This window comes from Rathayibacter sp. VKM Ac-2759 (assembly GCF_009834225.1).
Lineage (GTDB): Bacteria > Actinomycetota > Actinomycetes > Actinomycetales > Microbacteriaceae > Rathayibacter.
Genome location: NZ_CP047176.1, coordinates 1,760,764 through 1,783,677 on the forward strand (window position 1 = coordinate 1,760,764; position 22,914 = coordinate 1,783,677).

The following is a 22,914-nucleotide window of genomic DNA, read 5'->3' on the forward strand; positions in this document are numbered from 1 at the left end:
CTCACCGCGCCGAGGGGGCGAGCGCCGTGGACAGCCTGTCGACGGCGATCCGCCTCCCGGCGACGGCCGGCCGGCCCTCGGGGCGGAGGCGCTCGAGCAGCCGGTCGAGCGTGACACCGGTGGCAGCCGCCAGAGCCCGGAGCAGCGCGTCGTCGCACTCGCCCCGCGTCCGCGCGAGGTCGACGAGCGTGCGCTCCGGCGTCGTCACGGAGCAGCCGCCGACGATCACCACGTCGTCGTCCGCCAGCCGGACCTCGTGGTAGCGGATCCGGGAGAGGACGGGCGGGTGCAGCCGGTGCCGACGGTCGATGGAGGCGCTGTGCACCGGCGGCGGGTCGACCGACGCGCCGTGCACCCACGCCGCCGATCGGCGATCGGCCACCGTGCCGCGGGGGAGGACCGCGAGTAGGGCCGCCCCGCGCTCGGCCGGGCCGAGGGGGAGATCGGCGACGAGGTACGCCTCGTCGACGGCGATCAGCTCGCCGTCGAGCCGGGCGGCGCAGAGCTCGGTGAGGGGCAGGCGCCCGGGGAGGGTCTCGGACCCCGGAAGCAGAACGGAGGGGAGGCGCGTCATCCACTCAGCGTGGACGAGGCGCCTCCCCTCCGGTGCGCCGCCGGCCGATCTGTGGAGGGATCGGCCTCGGGCGTCGAGGTGGTGGAGACTCAGCCGAGGGCGTCGAGCCAGACCTTGCGAGCGTCGAGAGCCTCCTGGGCCTGACGGATCGCGGTCTGGTCGCCGCGGGCCTTCGCCTCGTCGAGCTCGTCCTGGAGCTTCTGGATCGCCGCGGTCAGCTGCGACGCGAGCCCCTCCGAGCGCGCCTTGCGCTCGGGGTTGCTGCGGTTCCAGTGCTCCTCGTCGAGCTTGCGGACGTGGGCCTCGACCTTGCGCAGGCGGTCCTCGATCGTGCGGACCTGCTCGCGCGGGACCCGGCCGATCGCGTCCCAGCGCTCCTGGATCGAGAGCAGGACGCGCTTGGACTTCTCGCGGTCCTCCTCCTGCAGCAGGGGCTCGGCCTCCTCGAGCAGGGCGAGCTTGAGGTCGAGGTTCTCGGTGTACTCGACGCTCTCCTGCGCGACGATCTCGGCCTTCGCGCCGTAGATCGCGTCGCCCGCCGCCTTGAAGCGGGCCCAGAGCGCGTCGTCGAACCGCTTGCCGGCCCGGCCTGCGACCCGCCACTGCTCGAGGAGCGCCCGGTACTCCGGGATCGCCTCGGCGCCGCGGGACACGAGGCCCTCCGCCTGATCGATGAGCGCCTGCTTGGCCGACTTGGCCTCGCGGTGCGCCGAGTCGAGGTCGGCGAAGAAGGCCTTGCGGTTCTGCTCGATCGTGGTGCGGGCGCCGCGGAACCGGCGCCAGAGGTCGTTCGCCTCGTTCTTGGGCAGTCGCGGACCCTGCTGCTGGTGGCTCTGCCAGCGGGCGAACAGCTCGTCGATCGCGGCGCTGGCCTGCTTCCACTGCGTCTTGGCGGGGTCGACGGCCGCGAGGGCCTCCGCCTCCGTGACGATGGCCTCGCGGTACGCGAGCGCCTCGGCCAGGGCGGCCTTGGACTCCGCGGCCTGCTGCTCGGTGAGGTCCTCGACGGAGCCGCCGAGGGCGCCGATTCGCGCCTGCAGGGCCTCGAGGTCGCCGACGGCCCGGGCCTCGGCGATGGCCGCGGTCAGCGTCTGCACCGCGCGGGCGACGTCGCCCGCGGGAGCACCCCTCTTCGCACGCTGCTCGAGCAGGGAGACCTGCCCGGCCAGCTCGACGTACTTGCGCTCGTAGTAGGCGAGCGCCTCCTCGGGAGACGCATCGGGGTACTGGCCGACCTCGCGCTCCCCGTCGCCGACGCGGACGTAGACCGTCCCGTCATCGCCGACTCGTCCCCACGGCTGCTGGTCACTCATCGCTCGGAGCCTCACCTTGCTGTTCGATGTCGTGCTGTTCGATATCGGAACCGCCCCGCCGCGCTCTCCGACAGGGGACCGCTCCGACGCTGGGTTTTCCGACACTGGGCATACCGACAACTGGCTTGTCGATCACTGACCCGGTCCTCGGCCGGGGTGGCGCGACGGCCGGTGGGCCGGTCACCGCGCTCGACCGCGAACGGGCAGTGACGTTCAGCCTATTGCACTCCCCGCATCCGGGGTTCGTGCCCCCGACGCCAGTCGCCGCGCGGGGCTACTGGACGGTGACCGAGGTGATCGAGACCGGCTCCGCGGGGGCGCCGTCGCCGGACCCGTCCGCCGTGCCCTTCGCGACGACGTCGGCGGTGAGGGCGTCCAGCCCCGAGGTGACCTGGCCGATGACGGTGTAGCCGCCGGCGGCGTCGCTCGGCAGCGTGGTGTCCTGGTAGACGAGGAAGAACTGGCTGCCCTGGCTGTAGCCGTTGCCCGACTGGCGGGCCATGGCGATCGTCCCGGCCGGGTAGACGCCGTCGGCCGGCGCGTTCTCGACGGGCCCGTAGCTGTAGCCCGGTCCGCCGGTGCCGTCGCCGTCGGGGTCGCCGCACTGGAGCACGTAGAGGCCCTCGGTGGTGAGGCGGTGGCACGAGACTCCGTCGTAGAAGCCCGACTGCGTGAGCGAGATGAACGAGGACACCGCCTGCGGGGCGGCGGCGCCCGCCAGAGTGATGCCGAGCGCGTCGGTGTTGATCGTCATCGTGCCCGTCCAGTCGCGGCCCTCCGCGATGTCGCTCGAGGGCACGTCGCCGGTGTTCTGGCCCGTCGCGGCGGGCGTCGGCGTCGCGCTCTCGGAGGAGGTCGGCTCGGCGACCGGGGTGCCCGGACCGCCCGAGAAGTAGAGGAGCTGGGCGATGACGGCCAGGGCGATCACGACGACCCCGGCGACGGCCGCGATCACGTTGTCGCGGGTGCGGCGCTTCGCGCGGGTCCGGTGCAGGCTCTGACGGGCCTGGTAGGCCCGGAGCCGGGTGCGCGCCTCGCGGTCGTTCGACTTGCCTTGAGCCACGTGTTCCTCCGCCGTGTCCGATCGCGCCCCAGTCCGGCGCGGCGGTCCGCGCGAGCGCGGACGGCGTAGAGCCTACGAGAAGCGGCTCGGCGCCGACAAAACGCATCGCCGGGAGGACCCGGGGAGCCCGGCGCCCCGGCCACTGTCGGAGGCCGTCGTTACGCTGGTCGCCATGACCATGCAGCAGGCCGGACTCCGCTCGGGCGCGACTCCGCTCGCCGTGCGGATGCGCCCGCGCAGCCTCGAGGAGGTCGCCGGTCAGCGCCACCTGCTCACCCCCGGCTCGCCCCTCGTCGCCCTCGCGGCCGACCTCACCGGAGAGAGGGGAGCGGTCTCGGTCATCCTCTGGGGCCCTCCCGGCACGGGCAAGACGACGCTCGCCCAGGCCGTCGCGCACTCGAGCGGGCGCCGTTTCGTCGAGCTCTCCGCGGTGACCGCCGGCGTGAAGGACGTGCGCCAGGTGATGGAGGAGGCGCTGTCCACCCGCGATCTCTACGGCACCTCCACGGTCCTCTTCCTCGACGAGATCCACCGCTTCACCAAGGCCCAGCAGGACGCGCTTCTACCGGGAGTCGAGAACGGCTGGGTCATCCTCATCGCCGCCACCACCGAGAACCCGTCCTTCTCGGTGATCGCCCCGCTGCTCTCGCGGTCCCTGCTGCTCACCCTCGAGCCGCTCAGCGACGACGACCTGGGCGTCCTCGTCGACCGCGCGCTGCACGACGAGCGCGGCCTGCGCGACTCCGTCCGCCTCGACGAGGAGGCGCGCGCGAGCATCGTGCGGCTCGCCTCGGGAGACGCCCGCCGGGCGCTGACGGCGCTCGAGGCCGCGGCGACCTCCGCCCGGTCCGAGGGGCGCGAGGCCGACCGCGTCTCCCGGGCCGAGGCGGAGGGCGGCGGCGCCGACGAGGACGACGAGGACGAGGACGACGAGCCCGCCGCACCGGAGGAGCCGGAGCTGCCGCTCATCACCACCGAGGTCGTCGCCCGCGCCGTCGACCGTGCGCTGCTGCGCTACGACCGCAACGGCGACGAGCACTACGACGTCATCAGCGCCTTCATCAAGTCCATCCGCGGATCCGACGTCGACGCGGCGCTGCACTACCTGGCGCGGATGATCGAGGCGGGGGAGGACCCGCGCTTCATCGCCCGCCGCATCATCGTCTCGGCGTCCGAGGACATCGGGATGGCCGACCCGCAGGCGCTCGTCGTCGCGATCGCCGCGGCCGACGCGGTGCAGTTCATCGGCATGCCGGAGGGGCGCATCCCGCTGGCCCAGGCCGTCGTGCACCTGGCCACCGCGCCGAAGTCGAACGCCTCCTACTCGGCCATCGACGCCGCCATCGCCGACGTGCGCGCGGGCAGGGCGGGCCGGGTGCCGGCGCACCTCCGCGATGCGCACTACCCGGGCGCGAAGCGGCTCGGTCACGGCAAGGGCTACCGCTACCCCCACGACGCCGAGCTCGGCGTCCTCGAGCAGCAGTACCTCCCCGACTCCCTGCAGGGCGCGCGCTACTACGCGCCGACCGAGCACGGCAACGAGCGCGACGTCTCGGCCCGGCTCGCGAAGCTGCTGCGGATCATCCGCGGCCGAGGGTGACGCCTCCGAGCCGAGGTGGTAGTCTTGCGAGGTTGCCCACCGCTCTGTAGCCGAGCGGAGCAGCGATCCCTCTGAATCGCGCAGTCCGCCACCGAGGTCACCCTTCCGCCCGCACCCGCGAGTGGACACGACCACGGCGACCGCCCTCCTCCCGGAGCCGGCGGCCGAGGGCTGCGACCGAACCTCTCAGACCTTGGAAGGACCACAGTGTCGACCACCTCCCGTACCCGTTCGAAGACGCGCCTCTCGCGCGCCCTCGGCATCCCCCTGACCCCGAAGGCCGCCCGCTACCTCGAGAAGCGTCCCTACGCTCCCGGTGAGCACGGCCGCTCGAAGCGCAAGGCCGACTCCGACTACGCCGTGCGTCTTCGTGAGAAGCAGCGTCTGCGCGCCCAGTACGGCATCCGCGAGAAGCAGCTGCGCATCGCCTTCCAGGAGGCGCGCCGCACCCAGGGCCTGACCGGTGAGAACCTGGTCGAGCTCCTCGAGATGCGCCTCGACGCCCTCGTCCTGCGCTCGGGCTTCGCCCGCACCACCGCGCAGGCCCGCCAGTTCGTCACCCACCGCCACATCATGGTGGACGGCAAGACGGTCGACCGTCCCTCCTTCCGCGTGAAGCCGGGCCAGGTCATCCACGTCAAGCCGCGCTCCGAGGGCACCGACCCCTTCCAGGTCGCCGCCGCCGGTGGACACGTCGACGTGCTCCCCAAGACCCCGGGCTACCTCGAGGTCGAGATCGACAAGCTCCAGGCCACGCTCCTGCGCCGCCCGAAGCGCGCCGAGGTCCCCGTGACCTGCGAAGTGCAGTTCGTCGTCGAGTACTACGCGGCTCGCTGAGTCGACTCCCGTACGAGGAAGGCCCCGGTTCACGCCGGGGCCTTCCCCGTTAACCGGCGGCCCCGGCGCGGCCCGGCCCCGGCCCTCCCCGCGTCTAGGCTGGAGTGCCGCACTCGAGCGGCGTCGAAACGGAGGTCACCGTGTCCGGTGGAGACATCGCGGGACTCATCGCCGCGGGCGTGTTCGCGATCCTGGTCGCGATCGCGGCCATCCCCCTCTGGAAGCTCGGTCGCGTGTTCGACAGCACCAGCGAGGCGATCAAGCAGGCCAGCGACGGCCTGACCCCGATCCTCGACGAGTCGGCCTCGACGATCCGCGAGGCGAACCAGCAGCTCGCCCGCGTCGACACGATCACGAAGGACGTCGCCGAGGTCACCGGCAACGTCAACGCGCTCATCGCCCTCACCGCCGCCACCATCGGCGGCCCGCTGATCAAGCTCGCCGGCTTCACGGCGGGCGTGCGCGCCGTCCTCGTCGCGGGGCGCACCGCCGAGAAGGTCGGCGACTCCGTCGGCCGCGGCGCCGCGAAGAGCTCCCGGCGCACCCGCAGGTCCTCCTCCAGGTAGGCCCGGGCTCGCGCCCTAGAATCGAGAAGGCCCGCGCTCCCCGCCGCCGTGGAAGGAACACCCGTGAAGAACCTCGCCCTGATCGTCGTCGGGATCGGCCTCGGCTTCGCCCTGGCGCACCAGGTCGCCCGGACCCCCGCCGGAGCCCGGCTCTTCGAGGACCTCAACCGCAGGGCGAAGGAGCTCGGCGAGGCCGTCTCCGAGGGCTACCACCAGCGCGAGGCCGAGCTCAAGGCCGCCATCGGCGAGGGCTGAGACCCCGCCGCCCGACATCCGCGTCGATCACCGACCGAACCGTAACGGAACCCATGCAGACCGCTGACATCCGCAACCGCTGGCTCGACTTCTTCGGAGGCCGGGGGCACACCGTGGTCCCCTCCGCCTCCCTCGTGAGCGAGGACCCGAGCCTCCTCTTCACCGTCGCCGGCATGGTGCCGTTCGTGCCATACCTGACCGGAGTCGTCCCCGCGCCGTTCCCGCGCGCGACGAGCGTGCAGAAGTGCATCCGCACGAACGACATCGAAGAGGTCGGCAAGACCCCGCGGCACGGCACGTTCTTCCAGATGAACGGCAACTTCTCGTTCGGCGACTACTTCAAGGAGGGGGCGATCGGGTACGCCTGGGAGCTCCTCACCGGCCTCGAGAGCGAGGGCGGCCTCGGCTTCGACGAGAAGGACCTCTGGGTCACCGTCTACAAGGACGACGACGAGGCGATCGCGCTCTGGAAGAAGATCGCGGGCCTGCCCGACGAGCGCATCCAGCGCCTCGACAAGGACACCAACTACTGGTCCACCGGACAGCCCGGCCCCGCCGGGCCCTGCTCCGAGATCTTCTTCGACCGCGGACCCGCGTACGGCATCGACGGCGGCCCCGCCACCGACGACGACCGCTACGTCGAGATCTGGAACCTCGTCTTCATGCAGTACCTGCGCGGAGAGGGCACGAGCAAGGTCGACTTCGACATCCTCGGCGAGCTGCCGCGCAAGAACATCGACACCGGCATGGGCCTGGAGCGCGTCGCGTTCCTCAAGCAGGGCGTCGAGAACATGTACGAGATCGACCAGGTGCGCCCGGTCCTCGACCGAGCGGCCGAGCTCTCGGGCCGCCGCTACGGCGCCGTGCACGAGGACGACGTGCGCATGCGCGTCATCGCCGACCACGTCCGCTCCTCGCTGATGCTGCTCTCCGACGGCGTGACGCCGTCGAACGAGGGCCGCGGCTACATCCTCCGCCGCCTCATGCGCCGCACGGTGCGCGCGATGCGCCTGCTCGGAGTCGACACCGCCACGTTCCCCGAGCTGTTCGCGGCCTCCCGCGACGCGATGTCCGCCGCCTACCCCGAGGTGCGGGACGAGTACGAGCGCCTGTCGACCAGTGCCTTCGGCGAGGAGGAGGCGTTCCTGCGCACTCTCGCGGCCGGCACCGAGATCCTCGACCTCGCGGTGCTGAAGACCAGGAAGGCCGAGGCCACGACGCTGCCCGGCGACACGGCGTTCCTCCTGCACGACACCTTCGGGTTCCCGATCGACCTGACCCTCGAGATCGCCGAGGAGTCGGGGCTCAGCGTCGATCGCGAGGCGTTCGACTCCCTGATGACCGCTCAGCGCACCCGGGCGAAGGCCGACGCGAAGTCGAAGAAGTCGGCCCTCGCCGACCTCTCGGTCTACGCCGACTTCCGCGCCCGCGGCGAGACCCTGTTCACCGGCTACGACGTCCTCGAGACCGAGTCGCGCATCGTCGGCCTGATCGTGGGCGGCCACGTCGTCACGAAGGCCGTCGCCGGCGACATCGCCGAGGTCGTCCTCGAGGCCACCTCGCTCTACGCCGAGTCCGGCGGTCAGGAGGCGGACGCCGGCCGCATCATCGGCTCCGGCTTCGACCTCGAGGTCCTCGACGTGCAGAAGCCCGTGAAGGGGCTCATCAGCCACACCGTCCAGGTCGCGAGCGGCGAGGTGGGCGTCGGCGACGCCGCCACCTCCGTCGTCGACCGCGACTGGCGCCGCGGCGCCACGCAGGCCCACTCGGGCACGCACCTGATCCACGCGGCGCTCCGCCAGGTCCTCGGCCCGCAGGCGCACCAGTCGGGCTCCTACAACAAGGCCGGCTACCTGCGACTCGACTTCTCGTGGAACCAGGCGCTCTCGCTCGAGACCCGCAGCGAGATCGAGGACATCGCCAACACCGCGATCCGCGACAACCTCGAGGTGGTCACCCGCGAGCTCCCGCTCGACGAGGCGAAGGCGCTCGGCGCGATGGCCCTGTTCGGCGAGAAGTACGGCGACGTCGTGCGCGTCGTCGACATCGGCGGACCCTGGTCGCGCGAGCTCTGCGCCGGAACCCACGTCGGCAGCTCCGCCGAGGTGGGCCTGATCAGCCTGGTCAGCGAGTCGTCGGTCGGATCCACGAACCGCCGCGTCGAGTCGCTGGTCGGCCGCGAGGCGTTCAAGGACCTCGCCGCCGAGCGCGCCCTGGTCGGCACGATCTCGGCCTCGCTCAAGACGCCGCGCGAGCAGCTGCCCGAGCGCATCTCCGAGCTCGTCGCGAGCCTCAAGGCCGCCGAGAAGAGGATCGCCGCCTTCGAGGCGCGCGCCCTCGCCGACCGCGTCCCCGCGATCGCGGCGAACCGCCGCACGATCGGAGGCGTCACCGTCGTGGCCGAGAACATCGGCACCGCGGGCTCCACCGACGAGCTGCGCTCGCTGGTCACCTCCGTGCGCGAGCGCCTCGGCCAGGAGGCGGCGGTCGTCGCTCTCGCCGCCGACGTGTCGGGCAAGCCGGCCGTCATCGTCGCCACGAACCAGGCGGCCCGCGACCTCGGCCGCAAGGCCGGCGTGCTCGCCCGCCGCGCGGCCGGGATCCTCGGGGGCGGCGGGGGCGGCAAGGACGACCTCGCGCAGGGCGGCGGCTCGGACGTCTCGGCGATCGGCGCGGCACTCGACGCGGTCGTCACGGAAGCGACCAGCTGAATGGAGCGGTTCGGCGTCCGGCTCGGCATCGATGTGGGTCGCGCCCGCATCGGGGTCGCGCGCTCGGACGCCGACGGCCTGCTCGCGGTGCCGGTCGAGACCGTCGCGCGCGCGAGCGACGACTCCGACATCGCCCGCATCGCGGCGATCGCCGGCGAGTACGCGGCCCGGGGGATCGTCGTCGGCCTGCCCCTCTCCCTGTCGGGCGGCGAGACCGCCTCGACCGACGACGCGCGCTCGTTCGCGTCCCGGGTGGCCGCGGCCGTCCCCTCCGCTCCGGTGCGCCTCGTCGACGAGCGGCTCTCGACCGTGTCGGCGCAGGGTGCGCTGCACCTCTCCGGCCGCAGCACCCGCGGCTCCCGCACTGTGATCGACCAGATCGCCGCCGTGGTGATCCTGCAGCACGCCATCGATTCCGAGCGCTCCTCCGGTACCCCGGCGGGCAGCGCGCTCGAGACGAACGAAGGACGACCAACCCGTGACCGACGTCCCCCCGAGCCGCCGCGCCGCCCGCGCAGCCGAGGCCGATCAGCAGAGTCCGCCGCCCCAGGAGAACGCCTCCGCTTCGAGTGACGGCGCTCCCGCGCACGACCCGCTCGGCCGGCTCTTCTCGGGCCCCGAGGTGCCGGCTCCCCGCGACCGCGGCGAGACCGTCGCGGCCGCGCACCCCGAGGCCGCCACGGCTCCCAAGCGCCGTCCGCGTCAGCGCAGGCAGCGCAACCACCGCGGTCTGATCGGCGGGCTCCTCGCGTTCGGCGTGTTCGTCGCGCTGGTCGCGGTCGCGGTCACCATCTTCATCGAGCCCGTGCGCGCGCTGTTCGCGGAGCCGGAGCCCACCGACTACACCGGGACCGGCACCAGCGAGGTCGTCTTCACGATCCACCAGGGCGACGCCGGGAGCGACATCGCGACCAACCTGGTCTCGGACGGCGTGATCAAGTCGTACACGCCCTTCTACGAGCTGCTGGTCTCGCAGAGCCCCGAGCCCGTCTTCCAGCCGGGCGCCTACTCGCTGAAGGCCGAGATGAGCGCGAAGGCGGCGCTGTCGGCGCTGCTCGACCCCGAGGCCACGAGACTGGCCAACACGTTCGTGATCCCGGAGGGGACGGCTCTCGCGGCCGCGCTGCCGCTGATCGCCGACGGCTCCGGAGTGCCGCTCGCCGATCTGCAGGCCGCCGCCGCCGACTGGGGGTCGTTCGGCCTCCCCGCCGAGGCGACCAGCCTCGAGGGATTCCTGTTCCCGGCGACCTACGACATCGATCCGAGCACCTCGGCCCACGACATCCTGCAGACGCTCGTCGACCGGATGTACCAGTCGCTGGATGCGGCGGGAGTGCCCGTCGACCAGCGCTACCGCACCGTGGTGTTCGCCTCGCTCGTGCAGCGGGAGGCCCGCGTCGCGGAGGACTTCCCGAAGGTCGCGCGCGTGTTCCAGAACCGCCTCGACCAGGGCTGGCGCCTGCAGTCGGACGCGACCGTCGCCTACGGCACGGGCGCGACCGACCGGGTCACGACGACCGACGCCGAGCGGAACGACGCGAACAACGTCTACAACACCTACCAGCGCGACGGTCTGCCTCCGGCCCCGATCTCGAACCCGGGCGACGTCGCCATCGACGCGGTGCTGCACCCCGCCGACGGCACCTGGCTGTACTTCGTCACCGTGAACCTCGAGACCGGCGAGACCGTCTACTCGACGACCGACGCCGAGCACAACGCCGCCGTCGCGCAGTGGCAGGCCTGGATGCGGGACCACCCGGAGTACCAGTGACCACCCGCCTGGCGGTCCTCGGGTCGCCCATCGCGCACTCGAAGTCGCCGGCTCTGCACGCGGCGGCCTACGGCGTGCTCGGGCTCGAGTGGAGCTACACCGCCGTCGAGGCGACGGAGGCGACGCTCGCGGAGGTGATCGGCAGCGAGCGCTGGCGCGGGCTGTCGCTCACGATGCCGCTCAAGCACGCCGTCCGGCCGCTGCTCGCCGAGGAGGACCTGGTGGCCCGGGCGACGGGCGCCGTCAATACGGTGCTCGTCGAGGGGGAGCGGCTGCGCGGCTTCAACACCGACGTCGCGGGCATCGTCCGCGCCCTCGCGGAGGCGGGCGTCACCTCGGCCGAGCGGGTCGACGTGCTCGGCGGAGGCGCGACCGCCGCCTCCGCGATCGCCGCGGCCGCGGAGCTCGGGGCCTCGCGCGTCACCGCGACGCTGCGCTCACCGGAGAAGGCGGCGGCGCTCGAGCCCGTCGCGACGGCCCTCGGCGTCGCCCTCGACGTCCGCTCGTTCGCCGAGTGGGGGCGCGGCGAGCCGCATCCGCTCGTCGTCTCGACGCTGCCCGGGGGAGCGGCCGACGCGCTCGAGGTGCCCGACGCGGTCGCCGGCTCCTCGACGCTCTTCGATGTGGCGTACTCGCCGTGGCCCAGCGCACTGGCGCTGCGCTGGCGTGCGGCCGGCTCACCGGTGGTGTCGGGGTTCGGCATGCTGCTGCACCAGGCGCTCGTGCAGGTGCGGATCTTCGTCGGGGGAGACCCGGCCGTGCCGCTTCCGCAGGAGGACGCGGTGCTCGCGGCGATGCGCACAGCGGTCCCGGCCGATCCCGCCCCCTGAGCGAAGGCCCCCGGCGCGCATGTGCGAGAATCGTGGGATGCTCCGTTGGCTCACGGCCGGGGAATCCCACGGTCCCGAACTCGTCGCCGTCCTCGAAGGACTCCCCGCAGGCGTCCCCGTCTCCCTCGACGACATCCGGGCGGATCTCGCCCGCCGCAAGCTCGGCTACGGCCGCGGGGCGCGGATGAACTTCGAGCAGGACGAGCTGGCGGTGTCCTCCGGCATCCGCCACGGCGCGACGATGGGCAGCCCCATCGCGCTGCGCATCGGCAACACGGAGTGGCCGCGCTGGGTCGACGTGATGTCGGCCGAGCCGCGCGACCCCGAGACCCTGCCCAAGGGCCGCGGCGCCGCGCTGACCCGCCCGCGCCCGGGCCACGCCGACCTGGTCGGCATGCAGAAGTACGGCTTCCCGGAGTCGCGCAACGTCCTCGAGCGCGCCTCCGCGCGCGAGACGGCCGCCCGGGTCGCGCTCGGAGCCGTGGCCCGCCGCTTCCTCGGCGAGCTCGGCATCACGCTCGTCAGCCACACCCTCGCCATCGGCCCCGTCCGCGTCCCGGAGGGCTCGGCGCTGCCCACCCTCGCCGACGTCGACGCGCTCGACGCCGATCCGCTGCGCTGCCACGACCCCGCCACGAGCGCGCTGATGGTCGCCGAGGTCGACCGGGCGCACGACGACGGCGACACTCTCGGCGGCGTGGTCGAGGTGCTCGCCTACGACCTCCCGCCCGGGCTCGGCTCGTACGTGCACTGGGACCGCCGGCTCGACGCGCAGCTCGCGGCGGCGCTGATGGGCATCCAGGCGATCAAGGGCGTCGAGGTCGGCGACGGCTTCCTCACCACCACCCGCCGAGGGTCGGAGGCGCACGACGAGCTGTTCCAGGCGACCGGAGGCATCGGCCGCTCGAGCGACCGCGCGGGCGGCACCGAGGGCGGGATGAGCACCGGCACCGTGCTGCGGGTCCGCGCCGGCATGAAGCCGATCGCGACCGTTCCGCACGCGCTCCGCACCGTCGACGTGTCGACCGGCGAGGCGGCGGGGGCGCACCACCAGCGCTCCGACGTCTGCGCCGTCCCCGCCTCCGGCGTCGTCGCCGAGGCCATGGTCGCCCTCGTGCTCGCGAACGCCGTGCTCGAGAAGTTCGGCGGCGACAGCGTCACCGAGACCCGCCGCAACCTCCAGGGCTACCTCGCCGCCATCCCGGAGGAGCTGCGCACCCTGCCCGCGAGCGATCCGGCCCTCGGTCTCGCGTGATGCCCGCCGACTCCCGGGCGACGGCCCGCTGATGGCGGGTCACGATACCGGCGCGACCCGCGCGCGCGTCGTCTTCATCGGGCCGATGGGCGCCGGCAAGACGACGATCGGCAAGCGGGTCGCGAAGTCCCTGGCGGCCCGGTTCGTCGACTCCGACGCCGAGTTCATCCGCCGGCACGGGCCGATCGCGGCGTACTTCGATCTGCACGGCGAGGCCGCGTTCCGCCGCGAGGAGCGCTCGATCGTCGAGCACCAGGTGCGGCGCGACGTAGTGCTGAGCCTCGGCGGCGGCGCAGTGCTCGATCCGGACACCCGGGCCGACCTCGCCGGCGTCCCCGTCGTCCTCCTCACGACCACGGCCGAGGCCGTCGCCTCGCGCCTGGGCTCGGGCGTCCGCCCGCTGGTGCGCGGGGGAGTGGCCGACTGGACGCGGATCCACGAGGCCCGGCGGCCGATCTACGAGGCCCTGGCCGATCACACCGTCGACACCTCGCGCCGGCCGATCACCCTGATCGCGGCCGAGATCGCCGACTGGCTGCGCGAGGGCCGCGAGGCGCCGGCAGACCGCACCGACGACGCGACCGCCGCCGGCGGACCCGCACCGACAGAACCGGCGGCCGCGACCGGCCGCCCGAGTGGAAGACAGTCATGACCGACGGCACCACCGCCCTCACCGTCCCCGGGAACAACGGCTACGACATCACCGTCGGCCGCGGGCTCCTCGACGGCCTCGCCGATGCGATCGGACCCCGCGCCGCCAAAGTGCTGATCGTGCACCCGCCGACCCTCGCGGTGCTGGCCGCCGAGATGCGCGAGAGCCTCCTCGAGCGCTACGAGGTGCTCCTCGCCGAGGTCCCCGACGCGGAGCCGGCCAAGCGCGTCGAGGTCGCCGCCTTCTGCTGGCAGGTGATGGGGCAGTCCGACTTCACCCGCACCGACGTCGTGGTCGGCTTCGGCGGCGGGTCGATCACCGATCTCGCCGGCTTCGTGGCGGCCACCTGGCTCCGCGGCGTCGACCTCGTGCAGGTGCCGACGACGGTGCTCGGCATGGTCGACGCGGCGATCGGCGGCAAGACCGGCATCAACACGGCCGAGGGCAAGAACCTCGTCGGAGCGTTCCACGCGCCCCGCGCGGTGGTCGCCGACCTCGACGTGCTCACGAGCCTGCCGCGCAACGAGATCCTGGCCGGCTTCGGCGAGATCGTGAAGTACGGCTTCATCGCCGAGCCCGAGATCCTCGACATCATCGAGTCCGACGTCGACCTCGCGACCGACCCGACCTCGGAGGAGTTCCGGCGCCTGGTCGAGCTGTCGATCGGCATCAAGGCGCGGGTCGTCGGGGAGGACTTCACCGAGCAGGGCGTCCGCGAGATCCTGAACTACGGGCACACCCTCGGCCACGCGATCGAGCACGCCGAGCGCTACCAGTGGCGGCACGGAGCGGCGGTGTCGGTCGGCATGGTGTTCGCCGCCGAGCTGTCGCGACTGACCGGCACCCTGAGCGACGCCGTCGTCGACCGGCACCGCAGTGTGCTCGAGTCGCTGACGCTGCCCACGAGCTACCCGCTCGGCCGGTGGGAGACCCTGCTGGCCTCGATGCAGCGCGACAAGAAGTCGCGCGCGGGCATCCTGCGCTTCGTCGTGCTCGACGATCTGGCGCGACCGAGCATCCTGCAGGGACCCGAGACCTCGCTGCTGTTCGCGGCGTACCAGGAGATCGGCGCGTAGCAGCGCCTAGGCGCCGCCGCCCAGGGCCGAGGTCCGGGCGGCGGTGTACTCCGCCTCGGTGATGGTGCCCGCGGCGCGCAGGCCCTCGAGCTCGGCGAGGCGCTCGGCCAGCGGGCGCTGACCGCCCAGGCCGTCCTTCGCGAAGCGGGCGGCGACGTCGGTCTGCAGCGTGAGCGGGTTCACTCCGAGCTTCTTCGCGCGGCGGATGTTGGCCACGACGATCACCGCGATGATCACGACGACGGCGACGACGACCAGCGGAACGATCGTCGCGAGGACGCCGAAAGCGCCCGAGAATCCGGGGTCCGAGGGGATGCCCATGGTGTCTCTCCTTCTCGTTCCTGATCCTCCACCGTCTCGCGGGAGGCACCGGGGGTCAAGGCATTCGGACGCGGCGTCCAGGCTGGGGCGGGCGCTCGCCCCTCGGCTTCGAGGCGCGCGTCGACTACACTCGACGGGTTGGCCGTACCGGCCGATATCGCCGTGCCCCGGAGTCGGGCGACGCGGCAGCAGACTTCCACCGAAACGGATCCCCCTTCGCATGGCCTCTACCACCGACATCAAGAACGGCACCGTCCTCAACATCGACGGTCAGCTCTGGAACGTCATCGACTTCCAGCACGTGAAGCCGGGCAAGGGCGGCGCGTTCGTCCGCACCAAGATGAAGAACGTGCTCACCGGCAAGGTCGTCGACAAGACCTTCAACGCGGGCGCGAAGATCGAGACCGCCAACGTCGACCGCCGCGACTTCCAGTACCTCTACCGCGACGGCGCCGACTTCGTCTTCATGGACACCAGCGACTACGACCAGATCACCGTTCCCGAGGCCGTCGTGGGCGACGCCGCCAACTTCATGCTCGAGAACCAGAACGTGACGCTCGCGCTGCACGAGGGCGACCCGATCTACATCGACCTCCCTGCCTCCGTGGTGCTCGAGATCACCTACACCGAGCCGGGCCTGCAGGGCGACCGCTCCACCGGTGGCACCAAGCCCGCCACCGTCGAGACCGGCTACCAGATCCAGGTCCCGCTGTTCCTCGAGCTGGGCACGAAGGTCAAGGTCGACACCCGCACGGGTGACTACCTCGGCCGCGTCAGCTGAGCCGGCCCGCCCGTGAGTGCTCGCACGAAGGCGCGCAAGCGCGCCCTCGACATCATCTACAACGCCGACGTCCGGCAGATCCCGTTCGACCAGTCGCTGCGGGCCGAGGCCGAGCGCGCCGCCCACGAGCCGGCGCGCGAGGCCTCCTGGCTGTACGCCCGCGAGATCGTCGACGGCGTCATCGACCACCACGACGAGATCGACGCGCTGATCGCCGAGCTGGCGAAGGGCTGGACCCTCTCGCGCATGCCGATGGTCGACCGCGCGATCCTCCGGATCGGCGTGTGGGAGATCCTCTACAACGACGCGGTCCCCGACGGTGTCGCGATCTCGGAGGCGGTGGAGGCGGCCACGGTCCTCTCGACCGACGACTCCGCCGGCTTCATCAACGGACTGCTGGCCTCGGTCGTGGAGTCGCGCGCGACGGCGTGACCTCGAGCGGCCCGGTCTGCGACGAGAGTCGCGCTCGGGCCGCGTTCGTGCAGGAGGCGCCACCTCACGCGGATGACCGGGCGGCGGGGGAGCACCTCCGACCGGATCGGCGCCCGGTGTCCTCGAGAGGGGACGTGCGCCGGCGCCGTCTCGCGCGTACCGTCAGCGGTGGCGCCGGCTCGCCCAGAGCCGCGACCGCCGCGCGGAGGGAGGGTGCGATGTCCGGCCCACACGCGTCGGGTCCGACCGGCCCGCGCGGAGACCCGCCGACGGAGGGCGACTCCGCTCTCTCCCCGGCGCCCGGCCGCCGGCCGCCGGGGGTCACCTTCGCCGTCGTGCTGATGTACCTCGGCGGCCTGGCGCAGATCGCGCTCGGCATCGGGACGATCTTCCTCCGCTACACACCCGGTGCCTCCGCCGACGGCCTCGGCACCGTGGTGACCCTGCTCGGTGCGGGGATGATCCTGTTCGGGCTGTTCGTGATCGCCCTCGCCTCGGGCGTGGCGCGGGGGAGCCGCGCCGCACGGACGAGTGCCACGGCCGTCATGCTGCTCGGCCTCGCGCTGATGCTGGCCGATGCTCTGACGGCGGGCGACGGCGACTGGTCCGGCGTGGTGATCCAGTCGATCGCGGTGCTGGCGGTCGTCGCGCCGCTCCGGATCGGTCGCGGGCGTCGCTACTTCCTCCGCTGAGCCGCCGCCTCGGTGTCGCGGCGGGTGACGCGCCGGTGCGCGAAGCGGACGACCTCGATGAGCGCGATCGACGCCAGGGAGGCGCCGAGCACCAGGGCGGCGGTGGGCAGCGTGGGATCGACGAGCTGCAGGAAGTCCCGGCTGAGCGGCACGGTGTAGACGAGCACGAGACCGACCATCATCGTGCCGATCACGAGGCCCTTGAAGCGCGTGACGGGGCGCGAGAGCACCACCAGGATCCAGAGGCCGATCACGGTCAGGATGAGCGTGGACCCGCTCCGGATCTCGGGCTCGGGGATCCCGAGATCGGCCGCGAGGCGCGAGTAGGCGGCGATCCCGAGCGTCACCGAGAGACCCGCCGGCACGGCGAAGGTCAGCGAGCGGCGGAGGAACCCGGGCACGTAGCGCTGCGCGTTCGGCAGCAGAGCGAGGAAGAACGCGGGGAGTCCGATGGTCAGCCCGTCGGTCACCGACAGCTGCCGGGGGAGGAACGGGAAGGGCAGCAGCAGGATCCCGAAGGTGATCGCGAGGAAGGTCGCGTAGGCGGTCTTGGTCAGGAAGAGCATCGAGACGCGCTCGATGTTCGCGATCACCTGCCGGCCCTCCGCGACGACGGCGGGCAGGTGCGAGAACCGCCCGTCGAGCAGCACCAGCCGGGCGACGGCCTTCGTCGCGGCGGCGCCGGAGTTCATGGCCACGCCGATGTCGGCCTCCTTGATGGCGAGGGCGTCGTTCACGCCGTCGCCGGTCATCGCGACGGTGTGGCCGGCCGACTTGAGGGTCACCACGATCCTGCGCTTCTGATCCGGCGTGACGCGGCCGAAGACGATGTGGTCCTCGAGGACGCGCAGCAGATCGGCGTCGCCCTCCGGCAGGTCGCGGGCGTCGAAGCCGGTCGGCGCGTCCAGGCCCACATCGCGGGCGATCGCCGCGACGGTCTGCGGATTGTCGCCGGACACGATGCGCACGGCGACGCCTTGCGACGCGAAGTACGCGAGCGTCTCCGCCGCGTCCGGCCGGATGTTCTCACGGAACGTCAGGAGCGCGACCGGGACGGCGTCCCCGGGGACGGTCTCGTCGGCGGTGGGTGATCCGTGGGCGAGCACGAGGGTCCGCCGGCCCGTCGCGGCGAGGTCGGCCGCGCGCGCGGCGAGCCCGCCCCGCTCCGCGCCGTCCTGCGCCCCCGCCCGGAAGACCATCTCCGGGCCCCCGAGGATCCACATCCCGTCGTCGAAGACCACGGCGCTCCACTTGCGGGCGGAGGAGAAGGGCACCCGGTCGCGCGGCTCCTCGTCGGGCATCCCGGTGAAGCGGCCGGCGAGACTCCTGGCGGTCGCGTTGGCGTCGCTCTGCACGCCGTACCAGGCCAGCACGCGCTCCCAGCCCGGCACCGGAGCGAGCGGGTGCACGGCGTCGAAGACGATGTCGCCCTGCGTGAGCGTCCCGGTCTTGTCGAGGCAGATGATGTCCACCCTCGCGAGGCCCTCGACGGCGGGAAGCTCCTGCACCAGCACCTGCTGCCGCGCGAGCTTCACCGCACCGACCGCGAAGGTGATGCTCGTCATCAGCACCAGGCCGAGCGGGACCATCGCCACGACCGAGGCGATGGTCGCCGTGGCGGCCTCCCTCCAGGCTCCACTCGCGCTCGCCTCCGCCCATCCGCCCTGCGCGGTCATCTGCGCGTTGAGGACCAGGAGGGTGACGGGTCCCACGATCCAGGTGACCCAGGTCAGAACGCGGTCGATCGAGGAGCGCAGCTCGGACGCGACGAGGGAGAAGCGCTTCGCATCGGCGGCGAGGGTGTTGGCGAACGACTCGGCACCGACCTTGTCGACGACCGCGGACCCCTCGCCCGCCACGACGACCGACCCGGAGAGCACCCGGTCACCGGGCTGCTTCTCGACGGGATCGGATTCGCCGGTCAGCATCGACTCGTCGAGCTGCAGCGCCCGCGCGTCGGCCACGACCGCGTCGGCCGCCACCTGGTCTCCGGCCCGCAGGACGAGGAGGTCGTCGACGACGACATCGGCGATCGCGATCTCCGTCGGGCTCCCGTCGCGCCGCACCCGCGCGCTCGGCGCGTTCAGCAGCGCCAGCCTGTCGAGAGCGCGCTTCGCGCGGTACTCCTGCACGGTCCCGATGACGGCGTTCGCGATCGCGCTGAAGCCGAACAGCGCATCCTGCCAGCGGCCGATCGCGACGAGCACGAGGAAGCAGGTCAGGATGATCCCGTTGAAGAGCGTGAGCACGTTGGCGCGGAGGATGCTCGACACGCTCCGGCTGCTGTCCGGGACGAACGCGTTCGTGCGGCCCGCCGCGACCCGCTGCGCGACCTCGTCGGCCGTCAGACCGGCCTCGGTCGACGATCCGGTCATGCGGGCATCCCTTCCGCTGCGGGTGACTGCTCAGGAGGCGGCGCCGTGCTCGCGCCGGTGCGGGCCGGTCCCGACGGGCCGACGGTGTGCTCCGGGGGGAGCGATGACGGCCGTCGTCAGCGGGCGGTCCGATCCGCGGGACGCGGGAACGGTCCGGGAGGCCGGGCGGAGCGCGCTCCGCGCCGGCACCTCGTCCTCCGATAGTGCGGGCCGCACCCCGGATGAGCAAGCGATTCCGGCAACCCGGGCACACCCGCGTCGTCGGTCGTCGGCGGCTCCGCGGCCCGGCACGGTGGTCGCGCGCGGAGGGCGGGACCGCGCCCGAGGAGCGGAGGCGGCCGCCGCGGCTCCCCTATACTCGACGAGGCATTTCCTTTAACAGCCGTCCTGTGAGGCGGGGAAGGAGGTCGGTGTGACGGCACGAATCGTGCTCAACGACGCTGACATCACGCGTGCGCTCACGCGCATCGCCCACGAGATCCTCGAGTCGAACCGCGGCGCCGAGTCGCTGGTGATCCTCGGGATCCCGACGCGCGGCGTGGTCCTCGCCCGCCGCATCGCCGAGACGATCGCCCGCATCGAGCCCGGTGCCGAGCCGGTGTTCGCAGGCTCCCTCGACGTGACGATGCACCGCGACGACCTCTCCCGCCACCCGGTCCGCACTCCGGCGCGCACCGCCGTCCCGGCGAGCATCGACGGCCGGACGGTCGTCCTCGTGGACGACGTGCTCTTCTCGGGCCGCACCATCCGCGCCGCCCTCGATGCGCTGAGCGACATCGGCCGCCCCCGCGCCGTCCGGCTCGCCGCGCTCGTCGACCGCGGTCACCGCGAGCTGCCCATCCGCGCGGACTTCGTCGGCAAGAACCTGCCGAGCAGCCTCAGCGAGCGGATCAACGTCCGCCTCGTCGAGACCGACGGCGAGGATCTCGTGGCCATCGAGTCCGTCCGGCCGGACGGGAGCACCCCGTGAAGCACCTGCTCTCGACCAGGGACCTCGGCCGCGCCGAGGCGATCGCGCTGCTCGACATCGCCGAGGACATGGCCGAGGTGCAGAACCGCGAGGTGAAGAAGCTCCCCACCCTGCGCGGGAGGACGGTCGTCAACCTCTTCTTCGAGGACTCGACCCGCACCCGCATCTCGTTCGAGGCCGCGGCGAAGCGGCTCTCGGCCGACGTCATCAACTTCAGCGCCAAGGGCTCGAGCGTCTCGAAGGGCGAGAGCCTCAAGGACACCGCGCAGACGCTCGCCGCGATGGGCGCCGACGGCGTGGTGATCCGGCACAGCGCCTCCGGAGCGCCCGCCGTGCTCGCGGCGAGCGGCTGGATCGACGCGTCGATCCTGAACGCGGGCGACGGCACCCACGAGCACCCGACCCAGGCCCTGCTCGACGCGTTCACGATCCGCCGGCGCCTGCACGGCGCGCAGGCCTCGCGCGGCAAGGGGCTCGACGGAGTCGCGGTGACGATCGTCGGCGACATCCTGCACTCGCGGGTCGCCCGCTCGAACGTCTGGCTGCTCACGACCCTCGGGGCCGAGGTGACGCTGATCGCGCCGCCCACCCTGGTGCCGGTGGACACGCGGGACTGGCCGGCGACGATCCGCTTCGACCTCGACGACGCGATCGACACCGGCCTGCCGGACGTGGTCATGCTGCTGCGCATCCAGCTCGAGCGGATGTCGAGCGGGTTCTTCCCCAACGGGCGCGAGTACGCGCGCATCTGGGGCCTCGACGACGAGCGGCTCGCCCGTCTGGGCCCGGATACCATCGTCATGCACCCCGGACCCATGAACAGGGGCGTCGAGATCTCCTCGGCCGCCGCCGATTCGAGCCGCTCCACGGTGCTCGAACAGGTCGCGAACGGGGTCTCCGTCAGGATGGCCGCGCTCTACCTGCTGCTGTCCGGCGAACGGGAGGTCTACTGATGAACCGCATCCTCATCTCGGGAGCTGCGCTCGCCGACCAGTCCACGGCCGACATCCTGGTCGACGGCGGCACGATCGTCGAGATCGGCACCGACCTCGACTCGAGCGGCGCCCGCGTGATCGACGCCGACGGCCTGCTGGCGCTGCCCGGTCTCGTCGACCTGCACACGCACCTCCGCGAGCCCGGCTTCGAGCAGAGCGAGACCGTGCTGACCGGCACGCGCGCGGCCGCGGCCGGCGGCTTCACCGCCGTCTTCGCGATGGCCAACACGTCGCCCGTGCAGGACACGGCCGGCGTCGTCGAGCAGGTGCAGAGCCTCGGCGAGGACGCGGGGTACGCGACCGTCCGGCCGATCGGCGCCGTCACCGTCGGCCTGGCGGGGGAGTCGCTCGCCGAGCTCGGCGCGATGGCCCGCAGCCGCGCCGCGGTCCGGGTCTTCTCGGACGACGGGAAGTGCGTCTCGGACGCGCTGCTCATGCGCCGCGCGCTCGAGTACGTGAAGGCGTTCGACGGAGTCGTGGCCCAGCACGCGCAGGAGCCGCGCCTCACCGTCGGCGCGCAGATGAACGAGGGCGCCGTGTCGAGTGCTCTCGGCCTGCAGGGCTGGCCCGCCGTGGCGGAGGAGGCGATCATCGCCCGCGATGTGCTCCTCGCCGAGCACGTCGGGTCGCGCCTGCACGTCTGCCACGTCTCGACCGCCGGCTCGGTCGACGTGATCCGCTGGGCGAAGGCCCGGGGGATCGATGTGACGGCCGAGGTCACGCCGCACCACTTGCTGCTGAGCGAGCAGCTGATCGCCGGCGGCGGAGACGGCGCTGCCTACGACGCCCGCTTCAAGGTCAATCCGCCGCTGCGCCGCGATGAGGACGTGCTCGCGCTCCGCGAGGCCCTCGCGGACGGCACCATCGACATCGTCGCCACCGATCACGCCCCGCACCCGGTCGAGGCCAAGGACTGCGAGTGGGACGCGGCCGCGTTCGGCATGGTCGGCCTCGAGAGCGCGCTGAGCGTCGTGCACGCCGCGGTCGTCGACGACGGCCGGCTGTCGTGGGCCGACGTGGCGCGCGTGCTCTCCTCCGCCCCCGCCCGCATCGGCCGCCTCGACGGCTACGACCGCGGCCTCGTGGCCGGCGCCCCGGCGAACGTCGTGCTCTACGACCCGGAGGCGCGCCGGCGCTTCTCGACCGAGCACCTGCGCGGCCGCAGCGTCAACTCGCCCTATCTCGGCCGCGAGCTGCCGGGCCGCGTCGTCGCGACGCTGCACCGCGGCTTCCCGACCGTGCTCGACGGCGAGCTGGTCGACGCGTCGACGGTCGCCGAGGCGGCGAGGTCGGCTCGTGGATAGGACCGCCATCACGATCGTCTTCATCGTCTTCCTCGTGCTGGTCTTCGGGGGCATGGCGCTGTCGTGGCGCGCGCGCCGCCGCCGCTCGGCCGACCTCGCCCCGGAGGCCGTCCCCTCCGCGTCGCTCGGCGCCGAGGTCGAGGCGGTCGAGCTGCCGTACGTGGCGACCACCCGCTTCGAGCAGCCGCTCGAGCGCGTCGTCCTGCCCGGCCTCGGCTTCCGCGGCCGGTCGACGCTGCGCCTGCACGAGCGCGGGGTCGTCATCGCCCCCGTCGGCGAGCGCGAGACCGTCATCCCGGCCGCGCTCCTGCGCGGTGCCGGCGAGGGCAGCTACGTGATCGACCGCGCCGTCGAGGAGGGCGGGCTGCTCGTCGTCTCGTGGTCGCCCCGCGGAGACGAGACCGTCGACAGCTACCTCCGCGTCGCCGAGCCGCGCCTGCGCTCGCACCTCGTCGCCGAGATCCGCCGGCTCGCCGGCCCCGACTCCTCCCCCTCCGACGCCGCCGACGGCGGCTCCACCCCGACCCAGAAGGGCTCCTAG

At 72.7% G+C, this 22,914-nt stretch carries 22 protein-coding genes and 1 pseudogene; 18 read left to right on the top strand and 5 right to left on the bottom strand.

What is annotated here, in order from left to right:
- Position 1 precedes the first annotated feature (1 nt).
- The 3 genes from GSU68_RS08100 to GSU68_RS08110 form a co-directional block, all read right to left on the bottom strand.
- Positions 2–574, bottom strand: coding sequence for a type IV toxin-antitoxin system AbiEi family antitoxin (locus tag GSU68_RS08100; RefSeq protein ID WP_159907129.1), 573 nt, complete (start codon positions 572–574; stop codon positions 2–4).
- Positions 575–663: 89 nt separating this feature from the next.
- Positions 664–1,887 (bottom strand): DUF349 domain-containing protein, encoded by a 1,224-nt coding sequence (locus GSU68_RS08105; RefSeq protein WP_159907131.1) that lies wholly within the window; start codon positions 1,885–1,887, stop codon positions 664–666.
- A 274-nt stretch (positions 1,888–2,161) separates the two neighbouring features.
- Positions 2,162–2,950 (bottom strand): peptidylprolyl isomerase, encoded by a 789-nt coding sequence (locus GSU68_RS08110; protein ID WP_159907133.1) that lies wholly within the window; start codon positions 2,948–2,950, stop codon positions 2,162–2,164.
- Between the two features lie 172 nt (positions 2,951–3,122).
- On the opposite strand from GSU68_RS08110, the gene GSU68_RS08115 reads away from it, so the two are divergent.
- The 11 genes and pseudogenes from GSU68_RS08115 (at position 3,123) to aroB (ending at position 14,503) form a co-directional block, all read left to right on the top strand.
- Positions 3,123–4,550 carry a replication-associated recombination protein A gene (locus tag GSU68_RS08115; protein ID WP_159907135.1) on the top strand — a complete coding sequence of 476 codons (1,428 nt, stop codon included), beginning with the start codon at positions 3,123–3,125 and terminating at the stop codon, positions 4,548–4,550.
- A 207-nt stretch (positions 4,551–4,757) separates the two neighbouring features.
- Positions 4,758–5,387, top strand: a complete 630-nt coding sequence (gene rpsD, locus GSU68_RS08120; RefSeq protein ID WP_056042936.1) for a 30S ribosomal protein S4 — start codon at positions 4,758–4,760, stop codon at positions 5,385–5,387.
- A 140-nt stretch (positions 5,388–5,527) separates the two neighbouring features.
- Positions 5,528–5,953 (top strand): DUF948 domain-containing protein, encoded by a 426-nt coding sequence (locus GSU68_RS08125; protein ID WP_159907137.1) that lies wholly within the window; start codon positions 5,528–5,530, stop codon positions 5,951–5,953.
- Positions 5,954–6,016: 63 nt separating this feature from the next.
- Complete coding sequence (locus GSU68_RS08130; RefSeq protein ID WP_159907139.1) at positions 6,017–6,208, top strand: Na+ dependent nucleoside transporter N-terminal domain-containing protein; 192 nt, start codon at positions 6,017–6,019, stop codon at positions 6,206–6,208.
- 53 nt (positions 6,209–6,261) lie between these two features.
- Positions 6,262–8,919, top strand: coding sequence for an alanine--tRNA ligase (gene alaS, locus GSU68_RS08135; RefSeq protein ID WP_159907141.1), 2,658 nt, complete (start codon positions 6,262–6,264; stop codon positions 8,917–8,919).
- Positions 8,920–9,372, top strand: a pseudogene (ruvX, locus tag GSU68_RS08140) (Holliday junction resolvase RuvX); the annotation flags it as partial.
- A 25-nt stretch (positions 9,373–9,397) separates the two neighbouring features.
- Positions 9,398–10,690 (top strand): endolytic transglycosylase MltG, encoded by a 1,293-nt coding sequence (gene mltG, locus GSU68_RS08145; RefSeq protein ID WP_208544668.1) that lies wholly within the window; start codon positions 9,398–9,400, stop codon positions 10,688–10,690.
- On the top strand, positions 10,687–11,520 hold the full coding sequence (locus GSU68_RS08150; RefSeq protein WP_244259434.1) for a shikimate dehydrogenase: 834 nt from the start codon (positions 10,687–10,689) through the stop codon (positions 11,518–11,520). Before mltG ends, GSU68_RS08150 begins: the two co-directional genes overlap by 4 nt.
- A 37-nt stretch (positions 11,521–11,557) precedes the next feature.
- On the top strand, positions 11,558–12,775 hold the full coding sequence (gene aroC, locus GSU68_RS08155) for a chorismate synthase (protein ID WP_159907145.1): 1,218 nt from the start codon (positions 11,558–11,560) through the stop codon (positions 12,773–12,775).
- A 31-nt stretch (positions 12,776–12,806) separates the two neighbouring features.
- Positions 12,807–13,427, top strand: a complete 621-nt coding sequence (locus GSU68_RS08160; RefSeq protein ID WP_159907147.1) for a shikimate kinase — start codon at positions 12,807–12,809, stop codon at positions 13,425–13,427.
- Entirely contained in the window at positions 13,424–14,503 is a 1,080-nt protein-coding gene (gene aroB, locus GSU68_RS08165; RefSeq protein WP_159907149.1) for a 3-dehydroquinate synthase, read from the top strand. Before GSU68_RS08160 ends, aroB begins: the two co-directional genes overlap by 4 nt.
- A gap of 6 nt (positions 14,504–14,509) precedes the next feature.
- Here the strand turns inward: aroB and GSU68_RS08170 are convergent, their stop codons facing one another.
- Positions 14,510–14,824: an SHOCT domain-containing protein gene (locus GSU68_RS08170; protein WP_159907151.1), complete on the bottom strand. Its 315-nt coding sequence runs from the start codon at positions 14,822–14,824 to the stop codon at positions 14,510–14,512.
- Between the two features lie 220 nt (positions 14,825–15,044).
- Between GSU68_RS08170 and efp the strand changes: the two genes are divergently transcribed.
- The 3 genes from efp to GSU68_RS08185 all read left to right on the top strand — a co-directional run bounded on the left by efp (position 15,045) and on the right by GSU68_RS08185 (position 16,729).
- The gene (gene efp, locus GSU68_RS08175; protein ID WP_056042923.1) at positions 15,045–15,605 is read left to right on the top strand and encodes an elongation factor P; all 561 of its coding nucleotides are present in this window, start codon (positions 15,045–15,047) and stop codon (positions 15,603–15,605) included.
- A gap of 12 nt (positions 15,606–15,617) precedes the next feature.
- Complete coding sequence (nusB, locus tag GSU68_RS08180) at positions 15,618–16,037, top strand: transcription antitermination factor NusB (protein ID WP_159907153.1); 420 nt, start codon at positions 15,618–15,620, stop codon at positions 16,035–16,037.
- Positions 16,038–16,255: 218 nt separating this feature from the next.
- The gene (locus tag GSU68_RS08185) at positions 16,256–16,729 is read left to right on the top strand and encodes a hypothetical protein (protein WP_244259435.1); all 474 of its coding nucleotides are present in this window, start codon (positions 16,256–16,258) and stop codon (positions 16,727–16,729) included.
- Here GSU68_RS08185 and GSU68_RS08190 read toward each other — a convergent pair.
- A complete protein-coding gene (locus GSU68_RS08190) occupies positions 16,714–19,104 on the bottom strand; it encodes an HAD-IC family P-type ATPase (RefSeq protein ID WP_159907155.1) in 2,391 nt (796 codons plus the stop codon). The genes GSU68_RS08185 and GSU68_RS08190 overlap by 16 nt on opposite strands.
- A 412-nt stretch (positions 19,105–19,516) precedes the next feature.
- Here GSU68_RS08190 and pyrR point away from each other — a divergent pair, with 412 nt between their 5' ends.
- From pyrR to GSU68_RS08210, 4 genes are read left to right on the top strand one after another with little or no spacing between them, the layout of a single operon-like run.
- Positions 19,517–20,074: a bifunctional pyr operon transcriptional regulator/uracil phosphoribosyltransferase PyrR gene (pyrR, locus tag GSU68_RS08195; protein ID WP_159907157.1), complete on the top strand. Its 558-nt coding sequence runs from the start codon at positions 19,517–19,519 to the stop codon at positions 20,072–20,074.
- A complete protein-coding gene (locus GSU68_RS08200) occupies positions 20,071–21,027 on the top strand; it encodes an aspartate carbamoyltransferase catalytic subunit (RefSeq protein WP_159907159.1) in 957 nt (318 codons plus the stop codon). Before pyrR ends, GSU68_RS08200 begins: the two co-directional genes overlap by 4 nt.
- Positions 21,027–22,373, top strand: a complete 1,347-nt coding sequence (locus GSU68_RS08205) for a dihydroorotase (protein ID WP_208544669.1) — start codon at positions 21,027–21,029, stop codon at positions 22,371–22,373. Before GSU68_RS08200 ends, GSU68_RS08205 begins: the two co-directional genes overlap by 1 nt.
- On the top strand, positions 22,366–22,914 hold the full coding sequence (locus GSU68_RS08210) for a hypothetical protein (RefSeq protein WP_159907161.1): 549 nt from the start codon (positions 22,366–22,368) through the stop codon (positions 22,912–22,914). Before GSU68_RS08205 ends, GSU68_RS08210 begins: the two co-directional genes overlap by 8 nt.